This window comes from Hydrogenophaga sp. BPS33 (assembly GCF_009859475.1).
In the GTDB taxonomy this organism is placed as follows: Bacteria; Pseudomonadota; Gammaproteobacteria; order Burkholderiales; family Burkholderiaceae_C; genus Hydrogenophaga.
Window position 1 is genome coordinate 5,212,688 of the sequence record NZ_CP044549.1, and the last position, 20,278, is coordinate 5,232,965.

A 20,278-nucleotide genomic window follows, 5' to 3' on the forward strand; every position below is an offset into this window, starting at 1 on the left:
GGCGCGGGGGTGCTCAATCAGTGCCTGAAGTGGCGAACGCCCGAATAGACCATCACCACGCCACGCTCATCGGCCGCGTCGATCACCTCCTGGTCGCGCATCGAACCACCGGGCTGGATCACGCAGGTCGCGCCCGCGTCTACCACCACATCGAGGCCGTCGCGGAACGGGAAGAATGCGTCGCTGGCAACCGCTGTGCCTTGCAGGCTGAGCTGGGCATGTCCGGCCTTGATGCTGGCGATGCGCGCCGAATCCAGGCGGCTCATCTGGCCCGCCCCCACACCCATGGTCATGCCGCCTTTGCAGAACACGATGGCGTTGGACTTGACGTACTTGGCCACCTTCCAGGCGAACAACAGGTCTTCGATCTGCTGTTCGGTCGGCTGGAGCTTGGTGACGACTTTGAGGTCAGAGCGCTGCAGCACATGGTTGTCGGCGGTCTGCATCAACAAGCCGGAACCGACGCGCTTGACGTCCATGAAGTTGAGGCCCTGGTCCCACGGCGTGGGGCCACCGGGCGGCAGATCGATCTGCAGCACGCGCACGTTGGCCTTGGCCTTGAACACCTCCAGCGCCTCGGCGGTGTAACCCGGCGCCATGAGCACTTCGACGAACTGTTTGCTGATGGCTTGCGCGCCCGCACCATCGAGCGTGCGGTTGAGCGCGATGATGCCGCCGAAGGCGCTGGTGGGATCGGTCTGGAAGGCCTTGCTGTAGGCCTCGAGCGCGTCCTTGCCCACAGCCACGCCGCAAGGGTTGGCGTGCTTGACGATCACGCAGGCGGGCGCGTCGAAGCTCTTGACGCATTCCCACGCCGCGTCGGCGTCGGCGATGTTGTTGTAGCTCAGTTCCTTGCCTTGCAACTGCTTCGCGCTCACCAGCGAGCCCGGCGCAGGATACAGATCGCGGTAGAAGGCCGCACTCTGATGCGGGTTCTCTCCGTAGCGCAGGTCCTGCAGCTTGACGAAACGGCCGTTGCTCTGCGCCGCGAACATCGTGCGCTGTGGCACGCTCGCGCCTTCTTCGAAGGCGATGCTGGAGAGGTAGTCGCTGATGGCCGCATCGTAGTTGCTGATGCGGTTGAACGCGGCGACCGACAGCGCAAAACGTGTCTTGTCGCTGAGCTTGCCGCTGGCCTTGAGCTCGTCGATCACACCGGCGTACTGGGCGGCATCGGTGAGCACGGCCACGTCTTTCCAGTTCTTGGCGGCGCTGCGCACCATGGCGGGGCCGCCGATGTCGATGTTTTCGATCGCGTCTTCCAAGGTGCAGCCGGCCTTGGCGACGGTGGCTTCGAAGGGGTACAGGTTGACGATCAGCAGGTCGATGGTGTCGATGCCGTGGGCCTTGAGCGCGGCCATGTGTTCGGGCAGATCGCGGCGCGCCAGCAAGCCGCCGTGCACCTTGGGGTGCAGCGTTTTCACGCGGCCATCGAGCATTTCGGGGAAGCCCGTGACTTCGGCCACTTCGGTGACGGGAAGGCCTTTGTCCGCCAGCAGCTTGGCGGTGCCGCCCGTGGAGATGAGGGCCACACCCAGGTTGTGCAGAGCCTGGGCGAGTTCGACGATGCCGGTCTTGTCGGATACGGAGATGAGTGCGCGCATATCAAGTCAAGGGAAGAAAAGATTGAAGGGGTTCTGAATCAAGTCGGGGCGCGGCGGGGGGAGCCATATCAATCGACGAGCTTGTGTTCGAGCAGCTTTTTTCGCAACGTGTTGCGGTTCAGGCCCAGCCATTGCGCAGCGCGCGACTGGTTGTTCTGTGCCTGCTCCATCACGACCTCGAGCAACGGCCTTTCCACCGCCTTGACGAGCATGTCGTGCAGGTTGGCGGGGTCGGTGCCATCGAGGTCGCGGAAGAAGTCTTCCATGCTGGAACGCACGCAGTCGTGCAGGTTGTTGTGTTTCATGCGGCCAGTTCCCAGGGTTCGCTTGTTGTTGTTGCGTTTGTCATCTCGGTGCTCCACGCGTCCAGGCTGTCGCTCACGCAGCGCAGTTGCGCTTCGACCGTGGTGATGGCGTTCACGCGCGATCGAAACAGCGCCGCGGAGCCGGCAGGCAACGGGAGGGACTGCGCGTACCAGCCCAGGTGCTTGCGCGCGCTGCGCACGCCGGTGCCCTCGCCGTACAGGTCGTAGTGGTCGTGCAGGTGGTCGAGCAACCAGACCCGCACCTCGCTCAAGGAGGGCGGCGGCAGGTGTTCGCCCGTCGCCAGGAAATGGGCGATCTCGCGGAAGATCCAGGGGCGGCCCTGCGCGGCGCGGCCGATCATGATGGCGTCGGCACCCGTGGCCTTGAGCACATCGCGCGCCTGCTCGGGGCTGTCGATGTCGCCGTTGGCCACCACCGGGATGCGCACGCGGCTCTTGATGTGGGCCACGGTGTCGTGTTCGGCCTGGCCTTTGTAGCCTTGTTCGCGCGTGCGGCCGTGCACGGTGAGCATCTGCACGCCGGCCGCTTCCGCGGCGAGCGCCAATGTGGGCGCGTTGCGCACCTGGGCGCACCAGCCGGTGCGCATCTTGAGGGTGACGGGCACGCGGTGCGGCTCGCACGCCGCCACCACGGCCTGCACGATCTCGATGGCCAGCGCTTCGTCCTGCATCAGCGCCGAGCCGGCCCATTTGTTGCAAACCTTCTTGGCCGGGCAACCCATGTTGATGTCGATGATCTGCGCGCCGCGGTCGATGTTGTAGCGCGCGGCATCGGCCATCATCTGCGCGTCGGTGCCGGCGATCTGCACCGATATCGGTGCGGCTTCGCCATCGTGGTTGGCACGGCGCGAGGTCTTGAGGCTGTCGCGCAGGTCGGGGCGCGAGGTCACCATCTCGCTCACCGCATAGCCCGCCCCGAGCCGCTTGCAGAGCTTGCGGAAAGGCCGGTCCGTCACCCCCGCCATGGGCGCGACGAACAGGGCATTGGGCAGGGTGAAAGCCCCGAGTTGCATGGCGGTGGGAGAATGGGTGTCGAGCGGTTGGTTGCCGCGCCACCGGTTGCGGTGGAGGCGAAGGAAGGCGATTGTATCTGCCTGTTTTTTCAGCAGGCAATATGCCCGGCTCTTTTTTTCAACGGTCTGTCCATCGCCTGGCGCCATCGCGCAAGGCGACCCTGCTTCATCTCACATGCACGCTTGGCTCAACCACCTGATGCAATTGCTGGCCTTGCCCGAGTTCGGGCTGAGCACGGTTTTCGTGGTGGCCTTCCTCTCGGCCACGCTGCTGCCGCTGGGGTCGGAGCCCGCGGTGTTCGGTCTCATCAAACTGAGCCCGGCGCTGTTCTGGCCGGCCATTCTCGTGGCGACGACGGGCAATACCTTGGGCGGCGCAGTGAGCTGGCTGATGGGCCTGGGCACGCACAAGGCGGTGGACCGCGCACGCGGCAGCCATGTGGATGTGCGCGCCTTGCGCTGGCTGGAACGTTTCGGGCCCAAGGCCTGCCTCATGTCGTGGTTGCCCGTGGTGGGCGACCCGCTCTGTGCGGTCGCGGGTTGGCTCAAGTTCCCTTTCTGGCCTTGCCTCTTCTACATGGCGATCGGCAAATTTGCCCGCTATCTCACCATGACGGCCGCTCTGTTGTGGTTTTTCCCCGGCGCCCTGCATCCATGAAGATGTCCAACCGTGGCCTGCCGCGCTCGCTCTGGGCGCTCATGGTCGGCAATTTCGTGATCGGCACCGGCGTGATGGTGGTGCCCGGCACGCTCAACGACATCAGCCAGGCCTTGGACGTGTCGATCCCGCAGGCGGGCCAGCTGATCACCGCCGCAGCGATCCTGATGGGTGTGGGCGCGCCGGTGCTGGCCAGCCTGGTCGCGGGCTGGGACCGCCGGCGTTTGCTGGCGCTCTCGCTGCTCTGGTACGGCTTGTTGACCGCCGCCTGCGCGCTGGCGCCGAACTACGCGGTCTTGCTGCCGCTGCGGGTGCTGGCGGTGATCTCGCCGGCGGTCTTTACGCCACAGGCGGCGGCCAGCGTGGGCTTGCTAGTCGGTGCGGCGCAGCGGGGCCGTGGCATCACGTTCGTCTTCCTCGGATGGTCGGTGGCCTCGGTGTTGGGCATGCCGATGTCGGCGTGGATCAGCGGCGAGCTCGGGTGGCGATGGGCATTCGCTCTGGTGGCCTTGATGGCGTTCGCCAGCAGCGCCTGGGTGTGGCGCGCGATGCCCAACGGGATTCGACCCGCGGCACTGTCTCGGGAATCGTGGGGCCGCACACTGGGTTCGGCGGCGCTGATGACGGCGGTCAGCGTGACGCTGCTGTCGTCGTTCGGGCAGTTCGTGCTGATGGCCTATTTCGCGCCCTACATCGCACAGGTGTTCGGCGGTGGCGGCGTCCTGCTGTCGCTGATGCTGCTGTGGTTCGGCGTGTTTGCGCTGGCGGGCAACATGGCCGCGACGCACTACATCGACCGCATCGGCGCCGCGCGCACGGTGCTGATTTCCGTGGGTTGCATGGCGCTGACCATGTTGCTGTGGCCCCTGGGACGCCACGGCGCGTGGACCCAGGCGCTCGTGTTCATTCCCTGGGCCCTGGGCTGTTTTGCCGCCAACTCGGCCCAGCAGGCGCGCCTGGTGCACATGTCGCCCGAGCTGGCGCCGGCCACGGTGGCGCTCAATTCGTCGGCCATCTACGGCGGGCAGGCCATGGGCGCGGCATTGGGTGGGGTGATGATTGCGCAGGGCGGCATGCTGCGCCTGCACGAGGTGGGTCTGGTGGTCCTGCTGGCCGCGATGGCCACGAGCGTGTGGGCGGGGTGGCTTCAGAAGCGTTCGTTGGCGCTCAGGTAACGCCACTGGCCCACGGGCAGCCCGCTCAGGGAAATGCGGCCCAGCCGCTGGCGGCGCAAGGCCGTGAGCTGCAGGCCGGCGCGCTCGCACAGGTGTGCCACCTGGCCCGGCTGGTTGCCCTTGATGGCCAGGCGCAAGCGCAGCTCGCTCTGCCAGCTGGCGCGCGCCGACGGCAGGGACCAGCCGTCGAAGAACAGTGCCTTGCCCAGGGACTGGACCACGGCTTCGCGCCGGGCGGCGTCCCGCAGCGCGGGGTCGTCCGCCACATCGGCCAGCCATTCGTGCTCGATCAGGCCGGCGTCCTCGGTCAGCTTGCGCGCCACCGCCGGGTTCTGGGAGAACGCCATGAGTCCGCTGGACTTGTGGCCCAGGGGGGCCAGCGGTTGCAGCTTGTGCAGATGCGCCTTGAGCGGGCGCACACCCGAGCGGTCGCCTTCGAAGCGGTGCGCGCTTGCGAACCATTTGCCGGCCAGGGCGTCCGGCAGCAGCGGCTCATCGGGCAGCACGCGGTTGGCCGGCTTGTGCCAGATCAAGGTCATCGACGCCAGGGGTTCGAGCCTGGCTTTCGGATCCAGCAACACGGTTTGCTCGTCGCGCACGCGCACCATGGGTTCTTCGACGACCACACCATCCACCCGCACCCAGCCGCCGGCAATGTAGTTTTCGGCGTCGCTGCGCGAGCACGGCAGTTGCGCGGCCAGGCGCTTGGCCAGGCGTTGGGGTTCGGGCCGGCCGGGTTCGTTCATGGGGCCGGGCTCAGCTGCTGAACAGGAAGTTCATCACGTCGCCGTCCTTGACCACGTAGTCCTTGCCTTCGGCGCGCATCTTGCCCGCGTCCTTCGCGCCCTGCTCGCCCTTGTAGGTGAGGTAGTCGTCGAAGCCGATGGTCTGGGCGCGGATGTAACCCTTTTCGAAATCGGTGTGGATCACGCCCGCCGCTTGCGGGCCGGTGTCGCCGACGTGGATGGTCCAGGCGCGCACCTCCTTCACGCCGGCGGTGAAGTAGGTCTGCAAGCCGAGCAACTGGTAGGCCGCGCGGATCAGGCGGTTGAGGCCCGGCTCGTCCTGCCCCAGCTCCTTCAGGAATTCGAGCCGGTCGGCATCGTCCATCTCGGAGAGCTCGGCCTCGATCTTGGCGCAGATGGCGACCACGGGCGCGTTCTGCCTGGCGGCGAATTCCTTCAGGCGATCGAGCAAGGGGTTGTTCTCGAAACCGTCTTCCGACACGTTGGCCACGAACATCGCCGGCTTGGCGGTGATCAGGAAGAACTGCTTGAGCTGGGCCTGTTCTTCCTTGCTGAAGTCGATGGTGCGCACCGGCTGGGTGTCGTTGAGCGCGGCCTGGCATTTCTCCAGAATCGCCACTTGCTTGATCGATTCCTTGTCGCCCGAGCGCGCGGTCTTGCTCACGCGGTGCAGGGCTTTTTCCACCGCTGCCAGGTCGGCCAGGCAGAGTTCGGTCTGGATCACTTCGATGTCGGCGATCGGGTCGACCTTGTTGGCGACGTGGATCACATTGGGGTCTTCGAAGCAGCGCACCACGTTGACGATGGCGTCGGTCTCGCGGATGTGCGCGAGAAACTTGTTGCCCAGGCCTTCACCCGTGCTGGCGCCGGCCACCAGGCCCGCGATGTCCACGAACTCCACGATGGCCGGCACGATGCGCTCGGGCTTGACGATCTCGGCGAGCTTGTGCAGGCGCGGATCGGGCACCTCCACCACGCCGGTGTTGGGCTCAATGGTGCAGAAGGGGTAGTTCTCGGCCGCGATGCCGGCCTTGGTCAGCGCGTTGAAAAGGGTGGACTTGCCGACGTTGGGCAGGCCCACGATGCCGCATTGGAGGCTCATGGAATTTCCTTGTAAATCAACCCCTCTTGCACTATCGAGCCCCGCACCGGCGTGGTGGAGGTGCCCGATCCGCGTTTGCAGTCGCTGGCCGAAGATCGCTTCGATCCGGGTGTCGGCAAGTCTGTTTTCAGAGGACGTTGTCCTCGTTTTGCCAAGGGGAAACTGGTGCCGATTGTACTGATCAGCGAATCTTTGCTTCGCCGCAGCTCGGTGACTGATGGGCGCATTCTGCGTGACCGCGTGTTGAGCGGCTTGCGGTCATCGATAGCGAATTCGCCCGCTGGAGTCTGTGGTGAAAAAAGCGGACCTCAAGGTGGACTGACACCGGTGCGTTGCTTTCCGACCTGACGGATGCAAGGAAAGGGCAACGAGAAGCGATGAAAGAAATGGATAGCGCACTCCTTGCTCGGTCGGCACGCCGACAATATGAACCAATGATCTGCCCACCGGCGAGGACAATAAAAAAACCGGCTGAGCCGGTTCTTTTATTCGGTGAATTTAGTCGAATTCAGTAACGGCCACCACCATGACCGCCATTGCCGTAGCCGACATCAGCGCGCGAGGTCGCCTTGAAACCGTCGGCGCTATAGCCCCCTGAATCACGGCTCTCTTCGCGAGGACGGGCCATGTTCACGACGATCGAGCGCCCATCCACGGACATGCCGTTCAACTCTTTGATCGCGGCCTGGGCAACATCCGCAGACACCATTTCTACAAAACCGAAGCCTTTGGACCGGCCGGTTTCGCGGTCCATCATGACCTTGGCGGAGAGAACGCCGCCGTACTCGGCGAAGTTGCGCTCCAGGCTGGGACCGGTCACAGAATAGGGCAGGTTGCCCACGTAGATTTTGCTGCTCATGGAAGAGCCTTTCTCAAGGATGGTGCGCAACGATGGCCGCACCGAAGGAACTGGATGGAATGGCATCCCGACAAACGGGAAGGCCTGCATGAATCTGCGTCAAGCAGACCATCAAATAGCAGGGGGATGCACCATGCTCGTTTGCAGCCAACCCTGGGTGACTGCAAACATCCGCGCGGCCTCGCGCGAGTCGAACAACTTGTCCAAGCGGAATATGCGGCAGTAGCTGCCGTTACCCCGGGACCGAAGGAGCGAGAACGAGGCGCGGAAGCGGCCGCAGTCGGACGGGTGTGTCGCGGGCGAAACGACGTACTGGCCCATGGAAATAGAGGACGGTGTAATTTAGAGCATTCAGAGTCACAGGCTCGAAAAGGCCTGCGTGAGCATCAGGGACTTGGTCGGCTGCAGCTCGGCAGACCAACTGGGCGACCAAGGTCGCGAAAAGTGCATCAATCGGACAGCTGCCGCAGAGCATCCGTCGGATATAGCGACCAACAGAAGCTTTTACGGCACAGAGCATGCGAAGCACGCCCTGGATTGCGCTGCAGATGATTAGTAACGACTGCCGCCGTAGCCGCCAGCACGGGGCGAGCGCGCCTCCATTGGCTTGGCAATGTTCACGACCATGTCACGACCGCCGAAGTCCTGACCATGCAGCGCCTCGACGGCGGCATTGGCTTCGGCAACGCTGGACATCTCGACAAAACCGAAGCCCTTTGAGCGGCCACTGTCGCGGTCCATGATGACCTTGGCGCTATTGACAGACCCGAACTCACCGAAGGTGCGCTGCATGTCGCTGTCGTTGAAAGCATAGGGCAGGTTGCCCACGTAGAGTTTGTTTTCCATGATGTCTCCATTGAGGAAGTGCCGCGCAGCGGCATGCCACGCGGTGCGTAACGCAGAGAGCATCGAGGGGAATTCAGACGACGACGCGGCGGATGTCAAATACGCCGGAGGGAGAAAGCAAGACCTGAAGAGCGATGAACTGTATAACGTTCAGCGACGCGCAGACTAACACTTCGTGAGCATTTGCGCAATGCGGCTGCACTTTCATCGCGACTGGGGCCGCGAATCGACCCGCGATGGCACCTCGCCGAGCTCGCACCCGGCCGTTACGTGCCGGGATGGACCGATCTGATTCGTGAGGACGCGGCCCCGTTTCAGCCTCAGGGGAAACAGCCGGCCATTGCACCGACCGGGTCACACGACACCGGGAGCCTCGCTCCCGTGGAGCGCGCTGCGCGACCATTCGACCGCACGCCTGGCCAGCGCGGCGGTGGCGTCGATCGTGGGCAGGGGCGCGTTCTGGTCGTTGAGGACCACCGGAATCTCGGTACAGCCCAGGACAACCGCCGCTGCGCCGCGCTGGTGCAGCGCGCAGGCCGCCCGCAGCAACAGATCGCGACCTTCATCGAGTCGACCGGCCTTGACGGCGGCGATGCCGGGCGACACGCACTGGCGGATGTCCCACCCCGTCGGAAGGATCCACTCCACCACCCGGCCATCGGGCGCGCAAGCGTGCTTGCCGTAAAGGCCCGATGCCAGGGTGGCTTGCGTCGCCAGCAGCCCGATCCGCAGACGAGCGCCGCAGGTCGCCAAAGCCTCCTCCATCACGGCCTCAACCATGTGCAGCATGGGAATTCCCATCGCCGTCTGGAGGTCCTCGAACCAGATGTGGGCCGTGTTGCAAGGGATGACGATGACCCCCGCGCCTGCCGCCTCCAAGCGTTTCGCGCAGGCAAGCATCGCCGGCAAAGGCGATGCCCCTCTTCCCTGGAACGCCTGTGTGCGGTCGGGGATCTGGGGGATGGCGCTGATGAGCGCGGGCACATGCTCCTGGTCCCGTGTCGCAGGCGTTGCCGCCAGCAACTTCTGCATGAAGTCGACGGTGGCCAGCGGCCCCATGCCGCCCAGCACACCGATCAAGCCCGGCAACACCATGGCGTTCAAGGCGCGAAGCGCTCGCGGCCGAAGGGATAGAAATCGGCCAGCCGCAGGTGCTGGTAGGGCAGTGCCTCCAGGCGCGTGGTGCCCAGGAACGGCTGTTCAGGCTGCACCAGCAGAATGCAGGGAGAGAACCCGCTGTCGTGAAAGCCTCGGCGAAAATGGACGCGGGACTTGATGACGAAGACGTCGAAGTCGCTCAGTTGAAAACCCATCTTCTCGAGCTGCGAGGGTTCGACAATCTGCATCAGGAAAGCACTCACGACCAGCACGTTGCCCTCGCCAAACCCCACCGCCACCCATGTCCCGAGGCCGCGGCCGTCACCGCCGGGCAGCCCTTCGCCGACCGCCAGCACGGTGCCCGAGATGCGCACGGGCTCCCCCGAGGAGGCATCGGCCATGCCGCCCACGGCTTCGTCGAACCGATCGCCCGGCTGCACGCCTTCGGCAACGAGCCTGCCCACCAGCTTGCCGTCGGCCACCGACGCGATGAGCACACGCTTCATCGACCGCTCCAGCAGGCGCTTCAACACCCAGGTCGCGTGTCCCGAGCGGTCGCTGTGATCGGCGATGACGATCGGCACGGCCCCTTGCTCCACTGCTGCGCCGGCCATGGCCACGCCCTCGTCGATGCCGTGCACCTGGGCGGCCGACACCAGCGCCTCGCGCTGGCGCCACACGAACGATGCCATGTCCCGGGCGATGCACTGGGCCAGCGCCAGATCGCCATCGGTGGTCACCTGCACCGCCATGCCGGCGTCGGGCGTGTCCGCCCAGGGAAAGCCGAAGAACACATTCACGAAACTGTCCGGTTGGCGGGCCTCCCAGACCAAGGCGCGCTGGACCACATCCATCCACGGCGGCGCGCCCGTCCACTGCACCACCGTGGGCGAGAGGATGGGCACCTTGATGCATGCCACCTGCGGGACGTAAGTGCCACGGATGGCGCGCACCAGGGTGCGCGCGGCGCGCTCACCTTGCAGGTGCATGTCGTAATGCGGGTAGTACTTCGCGCAGAATCCGAGGTCGGCCGACGCGAAGAAGGCCTCGTCCTCGTTGCCGTGCGGATCGAACGTGGCGGCGATGGTGGCCGCCCGGCCCACCGCGTGGCGCACGCGCGCCGCGAGTTCTGCCTCGGGCCGGGCAACGCCGCGCACGGCCATGGCACCGTGGAGCGCCATGTAGACGCCGTCGAACGGACCTTGTGCGGTCAACGCCCGCACCATGATGCCGGCGAAGTGTTCGAACGCCTCGCGGGCGATCCAGCCGGAACCGGTGCCGGTCTTGGGGAACAAGGGCGACTCGATGCCCACCAGCTCGACGTCCGCGAACTCCCGCGCGCAGCGCACGAACCCCGCCATGCTCGCGTTGGACCTCGTGGACAGCAGCGCTTCCCCCTTGCAAGGCGAGCCGGGGTAGAGGAAGTCGTCGGTGGTGGTGTCGTTGGAGAGAAAGGTGACCGTCTCGTGCATGAAGGTCAGTACGGCGATTCTCATGCTTCGGTCATTCGATGGCCGCGCCACTCTTCTGGATGAACGCCCACACCGAATTCACGTCGTTTCATCGAACACTCCAATGAAAAAAAATCGTTCCGGCCATGCCGCCGCTGAAACAGAATGCTAGGCCGACACCTCGCCGATTTCCAACGACTTCCACGCATGGAATGCATACCCGATCGTCATGAAACGTAGCCTGCACGCCGCACTGCCGTCGCTCGACACCCTCATCGTCTTTGAACACGCGGCGGCGGAGCTGAGCTTCACCAAGGCGGGCGAACACCTCGGCCTGACACAGAGCGCGGTCAGCCGCCAGATCCTTGATCTGGAAGCCTTGCTGGGCATCGAGCTGTTCTCTCGGCAGAAGCGGGCCCTGTCCCTGACGCCCGCCGGCACCGAGTTCCGCGAACTCGTCAGGCCTTCCGTGCAAGGGCTACAGGAAGCCGTGCTGGCCATGCGCATGCGCATGTCCCCCAGCAACGTGGTGAACATCTCGGTGGCCGCGAGCTTCTGCAACCTCTGGTTCATTCCCAACCTGCCGCGCTACTACCAGGAAGCCGTGGGCGCGCAGGTCAACGTGGTGCCCCACGTGGGCCAGGTGTCGTTCAAGAACCGGGGCAGCGATGCGGCCGTCGTGAGTTCCATCGGGCCGCCGCCCCACTGCTGCAGCATGAAGCTCATCGATCTGGCCTTGATTCCCTACGCCTCCGCGGCCTTGATGAAGAAGCTCGGCGTGCAGCGGTTCGAGGACTTCGACACCATTCCAGCGCTTCAGTTGATCGAGAGCAGCGGCCTCTGGTCACAGTACTTCGCGCACGTGGGCTGGCCTCAATCGCGCGTGAACTATTCGGGCACGAACGGCCTGCATCTGTTGAACTACGAAGCCGCCGTGGCCGGCCTGGGCGTGGCCCTGCTGCCCCCGGAATTCGTCGTGCCCGGCGAGCAGCACAGCGGGCTGCTTCCGCTGCACGATGCGATGCTGACCATCTCGAGGTCGTACTACTACTGCTGGCCCGAAGGCAGCGAGAAGCAGGAAGCGGTGGCGTCGCTGGGGGCCTGGCTCCAGCGCGAAGTCCACCTCGCAAGGCAGCGCCGCAGCCGCCTGCCAGGGTGAAGGGCAACAGGCCCTAATCGAACTTCCAGTCCGCGCTCACGGCCTGTCCCACGCGCAGCATCTGCGCATCGCCTTCGACCACGATCGCGTTCATGCCGAAGGTAATGCCGCCGTTGACCCGCGGGTCCTGGCGGTAGGTCTGCAGGGTGTCGTTCACCTCGGGGCTGGAGCGCGCAGTGGCCGGGTCAATGTTGGGAATGGGGCAGCGCGCGCACGGCTTCACCGGCTCGATCACGGCCCGCGCGCCCTCGCCGGTGGCGATGTGCAGCGCGCCGATGCGGTCTTCGTCGTGCGCCTCCACCCCCGCCAGCACGAGGTTGGGCCGGAAGCGCTCCATCACCACCGGCGCGTGGCCGCTGGCCGCCAGGCGCGCATTGAGATCGCCGAGGGACGCGGTGCTGGTCACCAGCAGGCTGAAGCCGTCGGCAAACTGCGTGATGGCCTCGCGCCCGCCGGTCCATCGGAGGCTGCTCACGCGCCGCACCTCGGGATCGAAGCGCGCCAGGCGCAGCCGCTTCAGGTTCGGCGGCGCATCCGGCCCCAGAAAGTCGCTGAACCATTGCGCGGCCACGTCGCCCATGTCGCAGGCCATCACCTCGTCGTCCCACACGCGCACCTTCAACGGCCCCTCGGCCGCGTCCAGCTCCAGATGCAGCGCCAGCATGCCGGGCGCGCGCACCACCAGTTGCCCCATCTTGAACGCGGTCTGGATCAGCGCCATGCGCGGCAGTTCGCGTTGCGACACAAAATCGCCATGCGCATCGACCACCATCCAGGCCCGGTCGTAGAGCAGGCCGGTCTCGGTGAGCTCGGCCTCGCGCAGGCGGATGCCGGCGCACGACTTGATGGGATACACCCACAGCTCGGCGATAGTGGCCTGAACGTCGGTGGGCGCGTTGGAGCGGCTGTCTGTGCTCATGGAAACGGGCATCGGTCGGGAATGAGGGCCGGGGATCGCCCCGCGAAGGCCCGGATTGTGCCCTGCTCCTAGAATCCCCGCATGAACTTCCCCGCACCCCGCCCCGGCTCCGGCCGGCGTTTTGACGTCGCCATCCGCGGGGCCGGCGTGGTGGGCCAGGCCCTGGCCCTGCTGCTGGCCAAAGACCGGCTGCGCGTGGCCCTCGTGGGCACCCCCCGCAGCCCCCAGGACACCCCCGACGTGCGCGCCTACGCGCTCAACGCCGCCTCGCGCGACCTGCTGCGTACGGTGCGCGCCTGGCCCGATACCGATCCGGCCGACAGCCGCACGCCGCCGATCACACCGGTGAGCGCCATGCAGGTCTGGGGCGACGACGGTGGCGAGCTGCAATTTTCGGCCGACGAACAAGGCGCCGATGCGCTCACCTGGATCGTCGACGTGCCCGCGCTCGAACAGCGGCTGAACGACGCGATCGGCTTCCAGAGCGGCATCGAACGCATGGCCGAAGCCCCGCCCGCCGCGCTCACCGTGGTGTGCGAAGGCAAGCGCAGCCGCACGCGCGAGGAACTCGGCCTGGAGTTCGAGGTGCGGCCCTATCCGCACAAGGCCGTGGCGGCCCGCCTGCACTGCGAGCAACCGCACGGCGGCATCGCCCGCCAGTGGTTTTCGAAGGGCGAGGTGATGGCCCTGCTGCCGCTGGGCGGCCCGTTCGGGAACTCCGTGGCGCTGGTGTGGTCTGTTCCTGCAGAACAGGCCGACGCCTGGCTGCAAGCCGACCCCACCACCTTCACCCAGGCCGTACAGGCGCGATGCGCCCAGGCCCTGGGCCACATGCACATGGAAAGCCCCGCCCAGGCCTGGCCTCTCGAACTCGCCCGCGCGCAGCGCTGGATCGCGCGCACCGCCCAAGGTGGCGTGGCCTTGGCGGGCGATGCGGCACACACCATGCACCCGCTGGCCGGCCAGGGCCTCAATGTGGGACTGGCCGACGCGGCCGAACTCGCGCGCGTGCTGCAGGCGCGCGAGTACTGGCGCGAGCTGGGCGACCTCAAGTTGCTGCGCCGATACGAACGCGCGCGCGCCGCCGAAGTGAGCGCCATGGGCTGGGTGACCGATGGCCTCTTCGGCCTGTTCTCGCACGGCGATGCGCGCGTGCAAGCCTTGCGCAATTGGGGCCTCTCTGGCTTCGACCGCAGCGGCCCGCTCAAACACTGGATCGCGCGGCAGGCCATGGGCCAGCCGCGTGTCTGAAACCTTGTCCCTGTCACACACCACGAAGACCCCACGATGAAACTCCTCAAGCCCTTTCTGATCGCCGCGCTGGCCCTTGTGTCGGTGGCCGCCCTGGCACAGGAAGCCACCATCCGCAAGAACCTCGCCGAGCGCCTGCCCAACCTGCCGGCGATCGACGAGGTCAACAAGACGCCCATGCCCGGTGTCTACGAAGTGCTCGTCAACAAGAGCGACATCTTCTACACCGACGCCGAAGGCAACTACCTGATCCAGGGCTCGATGATCGACACCAAGGCGCGCGTCGACCTGACCGAGAAGCGCGTCGAAAAACTCACCGCCATCGCCTTCAAGGACCTGCCGCTCAAGGACAGCTTCACCATCGTGCGCGGCAACGGCAGGCGCAAGATGGCCATGTTCACCGACCCCAATTGCGGCTACTGCAAACGCATCGAGCGCGAGCTGATGAAGGTCGACAACGTGACGGTGCACATGTTCCTGTATCCGATCCTGAGCGAGGACTCGGCCGACAAATCGCGCAACATCTGGTGCGCGAAAGACAAGGCGAAGACCTATGCCAACTGGATGCAGCGCGAAATCGCGCCGCCGGAGGCGAAATGCGATGCCGCAGCGGTGGCGCGCAACTTCGAGTTCGGCAAGAAGGCACGCATCACCGGCACCCCGACGCTGATCTTCGCCAACGGCACGCGCGTGCCCGGCGCCATCGGTGTCGAGCAGATCGAAAAGCAACTCGCGGAAGCCAAGCCTTGAGCGCCAAGGCCCCACGCGCGAACCGGCGGCCAGCGCGCCCGGGGGTGCGCTACACCGTGGCCGTGTCGAGCGCACAAGCCCACTTGTTCGCGGTCACGCTGCAGATCGACGCACCGGCAAAGAACCAGCGCCTGGGCCTGCCGGTGTGGATCCCCGGCAGCTATCTGGTGCGCGAGTTCTCGCAGCATTTGCAGGGCCTGAGCGCCTGGCAGAACGGCGAACCGGTCGCGCTCAGGCAACTCGACAAGCACCGCTGGCAGGCGCAGGCCGAAGCCGGCCAGCCGCTGGAGTTGAGCTACGAGGTCTATGCCTTCGATGCGTCCGTGCGCACCGCCTTTCTCGATACCGAGCGTGGCTTCTTCAACGCCACCAGCCTGTGCCTGCAAGTGCTCGGCCAGGAGGACCAGCCGCATGGGCTGGAGATCGTGGCGGGTGCATCCACACGCGGCTGGGCATTGGCCACCGGACTCACCCCGAGCGACACCGATGCCCAAGGCTTCGGCCACTACCTCGCGCAGAACTACGACGAACTCGCTGATTGCCCCGTGGAAATGGGGCGTTTCTGGAGCGCCAGCTTCACCGCGGGTGGCGTGGAACACCGCTTCGTGGTCGCCGGTGCAGGTGCATGGCTGGATGGCGAGCGCCTGATCGAAGACACGCGCAAGATCTGCGAAACGCAGATCGCCTTCTGGCACGGCACCCAGCCGCCGCCCTTCTCGCGCTACGTGTTCATGCTCTGGGCCACGGCCGACGGTTATGGCGGCCTGGAGCACCGCAACTCCACCGCGCTGATCTGCCAACGCGCCGACCTGCCCCGCCCCAGCGCACCGGGCGAGAAACCCGCCGCCCTCAAGGCCACCGACGGCTACACCACGCTGCTGGGCCTGATCAGCCACGAGTACTTCCACACCTGGAACGTCAAACGCCTGCGCCCGGCCGAATTCGCGCGCTACGACTACGGCGGCGAGAACTACACCGAGCTGCTCTGGTTCTTCGAAGGCTTCACCAGCTACTACGACGACCTGATGCTGCGCCGCGCCGGCCTGATCGACGACGCCACCTACCTCAAGCTCGTGGCCAAGACCATCAACCAGGTGCAGCAGACGCCAGGCCGCCTGGTGCAGACCGTGGCGCAGGCCAGCTTCGATGCGTGGGTGAAGTACTACCGCATGAACGAGAACACGCCCAACGCCACGGTGAGCTACTACACCAAGGGTTCGCTGGTGGCGTTGTGCCTGGACCTGACTTTGCGCGCCGAAGGCCACAGCTCGCTGGACGCCGTGATGCGCGAACTCTGGCAACGCACCGACGGCGGTCCGATGCGCGAGGCCGATCTGCTGCGCGCGCTCAAGCGCCTGGGCCGGCGCAGCTACGAAGGCGAGATTGCCGCCTGGGTGCACAGCACCGACGAGCTGCCGCTGTCCACCTTGTTGCTGGGCCAGGGCGTCAAGCCCTCGCACGAGAAGGCGCCGCTGGCACAGCAACTGGGCCTGCGCGTGAGCGAAGCCGGGGGCGCGCTGGTGCTCAAGACGGTGTTGCGCGGCGGTGCCGCTGAGGCTGCGGGCATGGCGGCGAACGACGAATGGCTGGGCGTGGAGTTCGCGCCGCCCCAGCGCGGTGACGCGCCCGAAGCGTGGCGCATCCACAAGCTCGACGAGCTGACCGGCTTGCGGGCGCGGCGCGCCGAACTCACGGCCGTGATCGCGCGCGACAAGCGCCTGCTGCGACTGCCCTTGAAATGGCCGACGGCATCGCACGCGGTGCTGCTGGCCATCGCCGATGCACCCAAGCTGCAGGCCTGGCTGGGCGAGCAGCCCCACGCCTGAACGAACGCTACCGCTTGTCGAGGACCCGCTTGGCCTTGCCCTGGCTGCGCTCCACGCCACCTTCGGGCTTGAGCTCCACCGCCACGCTGCAGCCCACATACGCCTTGATGTCGTGCTGCAGCAAGCGCGCCGCGCCTTGCGCAGCCTCGCTCTGCGGCAACAGACCGGCACGCGTTTCCACCACCACCGTGAGATCGTCCATCGGGCCCTGGCGCGTCAGCACACACTGGTAGTGCGCGCTCAATTCGGCGCGTTTCAAGATCAGCTCTTCGATCTGCGTGGGAAACACGTTGACGCCGCGCAGGATCATCATGTCGTCGCTGCGGCCCGTGATCTTCTCCATGCGGCGCATGGTGCGCGCCGTGCCCGGCAGGAGCCGCGTGAGGTCGCGCGTGCGGTAGCGGATGATCGGCAGCGCTTCCTTGGTCAGGCTGGTGAACACCAGCTCGCCCAGCTCGCCATCGGCCACGGGTTCGCCAGTGTCGGGGTGGACGATCTCGGGGTAGAAATGGTCTTCCCAGATGGTCGGCCCGTCCTTGGTTTCGATGCACTCGTTGGCCACGCCCGGACCCATCACCTCGGACAGGCCGTAGATGTCCACCGCGTCGATGCCCATGCGCTGCTCGATCGCCCCGCGCATGTCGTTGGTCCAGGGTTCGGCGCCGAAGATGCCCAGGCGCAGGCTGCTCTCGCGCGGGTCCAGGCCCACACGCTGGAACTCGTCGGCGATCGCCAGCATGTAGCTCGGCGTGACCATGATGATGTCGGGCCGGAAGTCGTGGATGAGCTGCACCTGGCGCTCGGTCTGCCCGCCGCCGAAGGGCACCACCGTGAGGCCCAGCTTCTCCGCGCCGTAGTGCGCACCCAGGCCGCCGGTGAACAGGCCATAGCCGTAGCTCACGTGCACCAGATCGCCCGGGCGCGCGCCGCTGGCGCGGATGCTGCGCGCCATCACGCTCGACCAGGTGTCGATGTCCTTGAGCGTATAGCCCACCACCGTCGGCTTGCCAGTGGTGCCGCTGCTGGCGTGGATGCGCGCGCAACGCTCGCGCGGCACCGCGAACATGCCAAACGGATAGCTCTCGCGCAGATCCTGCTTGGTGGTGAACGGGAACTTCGCCAGGTCGGTGAGGCTGCGGCAATCGTCCGGATGCACGCCGGCGGCGTCGAACTTCGCGCGGTAGACCGGCGAGTTCTGGTACGCGTGGCGCAGCGTGCCCTGCAGGCGCTTGAGTTGCAGCGCGCGCAACTCGTCGGTGCTGGCTTTCTCGATCGGCTCCAGGGCAAAGGCGGTCATCTCGGATCCTCCTCGGGAAACACCGTGCCAGCGATCACCGCGCTCTTGCCACGGAACATCGCCACCACCTCACCGCGCTGGTTGCTCACGCGCATGTCGTAGATGCCATGGCGGCCCGACAGCGCCTGTTCCACACCCTCGCAGGTAAGCACGTCGCCTGCGTGCGCGGGCCGCAGAAACTCGATGCCGCAGCCCGCGGCCACGGCATTGCGGTTGTGGCTGTTGCAGGCAAAGGCGAAGGTCGAATCGGCCAGGGTGAAGATGAAGCCGCCATGGCAGATCTGGTGCCCGTTGAGGTGCAGCGCCCGCACCACCATGCGCATCACCGCGCGGCCGGGCTCGCAGGCCAGCAGCTCCATGCCCATGGTGTCCTTGCTCGCGGTGTCCACCGCGAACATCGTGTCGCCGACCTTGCGCGCGCGGTCGTGCGGTGACATCACTCGCCCTTGAAGTTCGCCGGGCGCTTCTGCAGGAAAGCCGTCACGCCTTCGATGTAGTCGTGCGTGCGGCCCAGCGCCATCTGGGTGTCGCGCTCCACGTCCAGCTGTTCGTCCAGCGTGCGCTTGCTGGCATCGCGCAACAAGGCGCGCGTGGCCACCAGCGCCTTCGTGGGCATGCTGGCCAGGCGTTGCGCCAGCGCCAGCGACGCACCGACGCAGTTGTCGGACACGTCCCAGATCAGGCCCCACTCCTTGGCCTTGTCGGCGCCCAGCTTGTCGCCCGTCATGGCCAGCGCCATGGCGCGTGCCAGGCCCAGGCGCTCGACCAGGAACCAACTGCCGCCGGCATCGGGAATCAGGCCAATCTTGCTGAAGGCCTGGATGAAGCTCGCGCCGGTGGCGGCGATGGCGATGTCGCAGGTCATCGCCAAGGATGCGCCCGCGCCGGCCGCCACGCCATTGACCGCCGCGATGGTGGGCATGCGCAGGCTCTGCAGGCGGCGCGCCGTGGGGTTGAACGCCTGGTCGATGATGGGGCCGGGGTTGGCACGCTCCACCAGGTTCGGACCGGGCTCGAAATCGAACTCGGCCAGATCGGCACCCGCGCAGAAGCCGCGCCCCGCGCCGGTGATGACCAGGGCCCGAACCGAAGAGTTGGCCTCGGCGCGGTCCAGCGCGGCCCACAGCTCGGTGTGCATCTGGCGCGTGAAGCTGTTCAAGGCGTCGGGGCGGTTGAGCGTGAGCAGGACCACGGCCCCGCGCTCTTCGTACACAACGGTGGCGGTGCTCATGACAGGTTGGACTCCTCGTTGTTCAGGGGTAAGGGCGAAATTTAGGCAATTTACCATTCACCAACCACCCGGTCGGCCCAAATTTTTCCGGGGTGGCGGGCCGATATAGTGGTGGGTTTGATCCAACCACTGCCGCAGGAGACCCCATGTCCGTCCCGACCTCCCCCGAATGCATCACCGTGCGCACCGAAGGCCGCGTGGGCATCGTCACGCTCAACCGCCCCAAGCAGCTCAACGCGCTCAACAACCAGCTGATGGACGAACTGGGCGCCACGCTCAAGGCCTTCGACGCGGACGACGGGATCGGCTGCATGATCATCACCGGCAGCGAAAAGGCCTTTGCCGCGGGCGCGGACATCGGTGCCATGGCCACCTACACCTTCGCCGACGTCTACAAGGGCGACTACATCACGCGCAACTGGGAAACCATCCGCTCCATCCGCAAGCCGGTGATCGCGGCGGTGAGCGGCTTTGCGCTGGGTGGCGGTTGTGAGCTGGCCATGATGTGCGACTTCATCATCGCCGCCGACAACGCCAAGTTCGGCCAGCCCGAGATCAAGCTAGGCATCATTCCCGGCGCCGGTGGCACGCAGCGCCTGCCGCGCGCGGTGGGCAAGGCCAAGACCATGGACATGGTGCTCACCAGCCGCATGATGGACGCCACCGAGGCCGAACGCTCGGGCCTGGTGAGCCGCGTGGTACCGCTGGACAAGCTGATGGACGAAGCCCTGGGCGCGGCGCTCACCATCTGCGGCCTGTCGCTGCCCAGCGTGATGGCGGCCAAGGAAGCGGTGAACCGCTCGTTCGAAGGCTCGCTGTCCGACGGCGTGATGTTCGAGCGCCGCATGTTCCATGCGCTGTTCGCCACCGCCGACCAGAAGGAAGGCATGGACGCCTTCGTCAACAAGCGCAAGCCCGAGTTCAAGCACAACTGAGTGCCCTCAAAAAGCTGCGTATAATGCGCGCT

22 protein-coding genes are annotated in these 20,278 nt (G+C 66.1%); 8 read left to right on the forward strand and 14 right to left on the reverse strand.

Annotation, left to right across the window (positions count from 1 at the left end):
- Positions 1–17: 17 nt before the first annotated feature.
- The 3 genes from purH to dusB form a co-directional block, all read right to left on the reverse strand.
- Positions 18–1,604 (reverse strand): bifunctional phosphoribosylaminoimidazolecarboxamide formyltransferase/IMP cyclohydrolase, encoded by a 1,587-nt coding sequence (gene purH / locus F9K07_RS24000; RefSeq protein WP_159595805.1) that lies wholly within the window; start codon positions 1,602–1,604, stop codon positions 18–20.
- A gap of 68 nt (positions 1,605–1,672) precedes the next feature.
- On the reverse strand, positions 1,673–1,909 hold the full coding sequence (locus F9K07_RS24005) for a helix-turn-helix domain-containing protein (protein WP_159595806.1): 237 nt from the start codon (positions 1,907–1,909) through the stop codon (positions 1,673–1,675).
- On the reverse strand, positions 1,906–2,943 hold the full coding sequence (gene dusB, locus F9K07_RS24010) for a tRNA dihydrouridine synthase DusB (protein WP_159595807.1): 1,038 nt from the start codon (positions 2,941–2,943) through the stop codon (positions 1,906–1,908). The genes F9K07_RS24005 and dusB overlap by 4 nt, the downstream gene beginning before the upstream one ends.
- A gap of 175 nt (positions 2,944–3,118) precedes the next feature.
- Between dusB and F9K07_RS24015 the strand changes: the two genes are divergently transcribed.
- Both F9K07_RS24015 and F9K07_RS24020 read left to right on the forward strand, forming a co-directional pair.
- On the forward strand, positions 3,119–3,601 hold the full coding sequence (locus F9K07_RS24015) for a YqaA family protein (RefSeq protein ID WP_159595808.1): 483 nt from the start codon (positions 3,119–3,121) through the stop codon (positions 3,599–3,601).
- Positions 3,598–4,776: an MFS transporter gene (locus F9K07_RS24020; protein ID WP_328794001.1), complete on the forward strand. Its 1,179-nt coding sequence runs from the start codon at positions 3,598–3,600 to the stop codon at positions 4,774–4,776. Before F9K07_RS24015 ends, F9K07_RS24020 begins: the two co-directional genes overlap by 4 nt.
- Here F9K07_RS24020 and F9K07_RS24025 read toward each other — a convergent pair.
- Together F9K07_RS24025 and ychF are read right to left on the reverse strand one after the other, a co-directional pair.
- On the reverse strand, positions 4,749–5,522 hold the full coding sequence (locus tag F9K07_RS24025) for an RNA pseudouridine synthase (RefSeq protein ID WP_159595809.1): 774 nt from the start codon (positions 5,520–5,522) through the stop codon (positions 4,749–4,751). The genes F9K07_RS24020 and F9K07_RS24025 overlap by 28 nt on opposite strands.
- A 10-nt stretch (positions 5,523–5,532) precedes the next feature.
- Positions 5,533–6,624, reverse strand: coding sequence for a redox-regulated ATPase YchF (ychF, locus tag F9K07_RS24030; RefSeq protein WP_159595810.1), 1,092 nt, complete (start codon positions 6,622–6,624; stop codon positions 5,533–5,535).
- Positions 6,625–6,699: 75 nt separating this feature from the next.
- Between ychF and F9K07_RS24035 the strand changes: the two genes are divergently transcribed.
- Positions 6,700–6,972: a hypothetical protein gene (locus F9K07_RS24035; RefSeq protein WP_159595811.1), complete on the forward strand. Its 273-nt coding sequence runs from the start codon at positions 6,700–6,702 to the stop codon at positions 6,970–6,972.
- Between the two features lie 160 nt (positions 6,973–7,132).
- Here F9K07_RS24035 and F9K07_RS24040 read toward each other — a convergent pair whose 3' ends face one another.
- The 5 genes from F9K07_RS24040 to F9K07_RS24060 all read right to left on the reverse strand — a co-directional run bounded on the left by F9K07_RS24040 (position 7,133) and on the right by F9K07_RS24060 (position 10,923).
- A complete protein-coding gene (locus F9K07_RS24040) occupies positions 7,133–7,483 on the reverse strand; it encodes an RNA recognition motif domain-containing protein (RefSeq protein ID WP_159595812.1) in 351 nt (116 codons plus the stop codon).
- 111 nt (positions 7,484–7,594) lie between these two features.
- Positions 7,595–7,804, reverse strand: a complete 210-nt coding sequence (locus F9K07_RS32325) for a hypothetical protein (protein ID WP_159595813.1) — start codon at positions 7,802–7,804, stop codon at positions 7,595–7,597.
- A 231-nt stretch (positions 7,805–8,035) separates the two neighbouring features.
- Positions 8,036–8,329, reverse strand: coding sequence for an RNA recognition motif domain-containing protein (locus tag F9K07_RS24050; RefSeq protein ID WP_159595814.1), 294 nt, complete (start codon positions 8,327–8,329; stop codon positions 8,036–8,038).
- 354 nt (positions 8,330–8,683) lie between these two features.
- Entirely contained in the window at positions 8,684–9,424 is a 741-nt protein-coding gene (locus tag F9K07_RS24055; RefSeq protein ID WP_159597081.1) for an aspartate/glutamate racemase family protein, read from the reverse strand.
- 5 nt (positions 9,425–9,429) lie between these two features.
- Positions 9,430–10,923 carry a M81 family metallopeptidase gene (locus F9K07_RS24060; RefSeq protein ID WP_159595815.1) on the reverse strand — a complete coding sequence of 498 codons (1,494 nt, stop codon included), beginning with the start codon at positions 10,921–10,923 and terminating at the stop codon, positions 9,430–9,432.
- Positions 10,924–11,107: 184 nt separating this feature from the next.
- Between F9K07_RS24060 and F9K07_RS24065 the strand changes: the two genes are divergently transcribed.
- Positions 11,108–12,037, forward strand: coding sequence for a LysR family transcriptional regulator (locus tag F9K07_RS24065; protein WP_159595816.1), 930 nt, complete (start codon positions 11,108–11,110; stop codon positions 12,035–12,037).
- A 13-nt stretch (positions 12,038–12,050) separates the two neighbouring features.
- On the opposite strand, the gene F9K07_RS24070 is transcribed toward F9K07_RS24065, so the two are convergent.
- The gene (locus tag F9K07_RS24070; RefSeq protein WP_236581477.1) at positions 12,051–12,956 is read right to left on the reverse strand and encodes an MOSC domain-containing protein; all 906 of its coding nucleotides are present in this window, start codon (positions 12,954–12,956) and stop codon (positions 12,051–12,053) included.
- An 81-nt stretch (positions 12,957–13,037) separates the two neighbouring features.
- Here F9K07_RS24070 and F9K07_RS24075 point away from each other — a divergent pair, with 81 nt between their 5' ends.
- The 3 genes from F9K07_RS24075 to F9K07_RS24085 are packed head-to-tail and all read left to right on the forward strand — an operon-like array spanning position 13,038 to position 16,783.
- Positions 13,038–14,207, forward strand: a complete 1,170-nt coding sequence (locus tag F9K07_RS24075; RefSeq protein WP_159595818.1) for an FAD-dependent monooxygenase — start codon at positions 13,038–13,040, stop codon at positions 14,205–14,207.
- A gap of 36 nt (positions 14,208–14,243) precedes the next feature.
- Complete coding sequence (locus F9K07_RS24080; RefSeq protein WP_159595819.1) at positions 14,244–14,957, forward strand: DsbC family protein; 714 nt, start codon at positions 14,244–14,246, stop codon at positions 14,955–14,957.
- Positions 14,954–16,783, forward strand: a complete 1,830-nt coding sequence (locus tag F9K07_RS24085) for a M61 family metallopeptidase (protein ID WP_442907346.1) — start codon at positions 14,954–14,956, stop codon at positions 16,781–16,783. The genes F9K07_RS24080 and F9K07_RS24085 overlap by 4 nt, the downstream gene beginning before the upstream one ends.
- Positions 16,784–16,790: 7 nt before the next feature.
- On the opposite strand, the gene paaK is transcribed toward F9K07_RS24085, so the two are convergent.
- The 3 genes from paaK to F9K07_RS24100 are packed head-to-tail and all read right to left on the reverse strand — an operon-like array spanning position 16,791 to position 19,311.
- The gene (gene paaK / locus F9K07_RS24090) at positions 16,791–18,080 is read right to left on the reverse strand and encodes a phenylacetate--CoA ligase PaaK (RefSeq protein WP_159595820.1); all 1,290 of its coding nucleotides are present in this window, start codon (positions 18,078–18,080) and stop codon (positions 16,791–16,793) included.
- Positions 18,077–18,517 carry a hydroxyphenylacetyl-CoA thioesterase PaaI gene (gene paaI, locus F9K07_RS24095; RefSeq protein ID WP_159595821.1) on the reverse strand — a complete coding sequence of 147 codons (441 nt, stop codon included), beginning with the start codon at positions 18,515–18,517 and terminating at the stop codon, positions 18,077–18,079. The genes paaK and paaI overlap by 4 nt, the downstream gene beginning before the upstream one ends.
- On the reverse strand, positions 18,517–19,311 hold the full coding sequence (locus F9K07_RS24100; protein ID WP_159595822.1) for an enoyl-CoA hydratase-related protein: 795 nt from the start codon (positions 19,309–19,311) through the stop codon (positions 18,517–18,519). Before F9K07_RS24100 ends, paaI begins: the two co-directional genes overlap by 1 nt.
- A gap of 146 nt (positions 19,312–19,457) precedes the next feature.
- On the opposite strand from F9K07_RS24100, the gene F9K07_RS24105 reads away from it, so the two are divergent.
- The gene (locus F9K07_RS24105) at positions 19,458–20,246 is read left to right on the forward strand and encodes an enoyl-CoA hydratase (protein WP_159595823.1); all 789 of its coding nucleotides are present in this window, start codon (positions 19,458–19,460) and stop codon (positions 20,244–20,246) included.
- Positions 20,247–20,278: the final 32 nt, after the last annotated feature.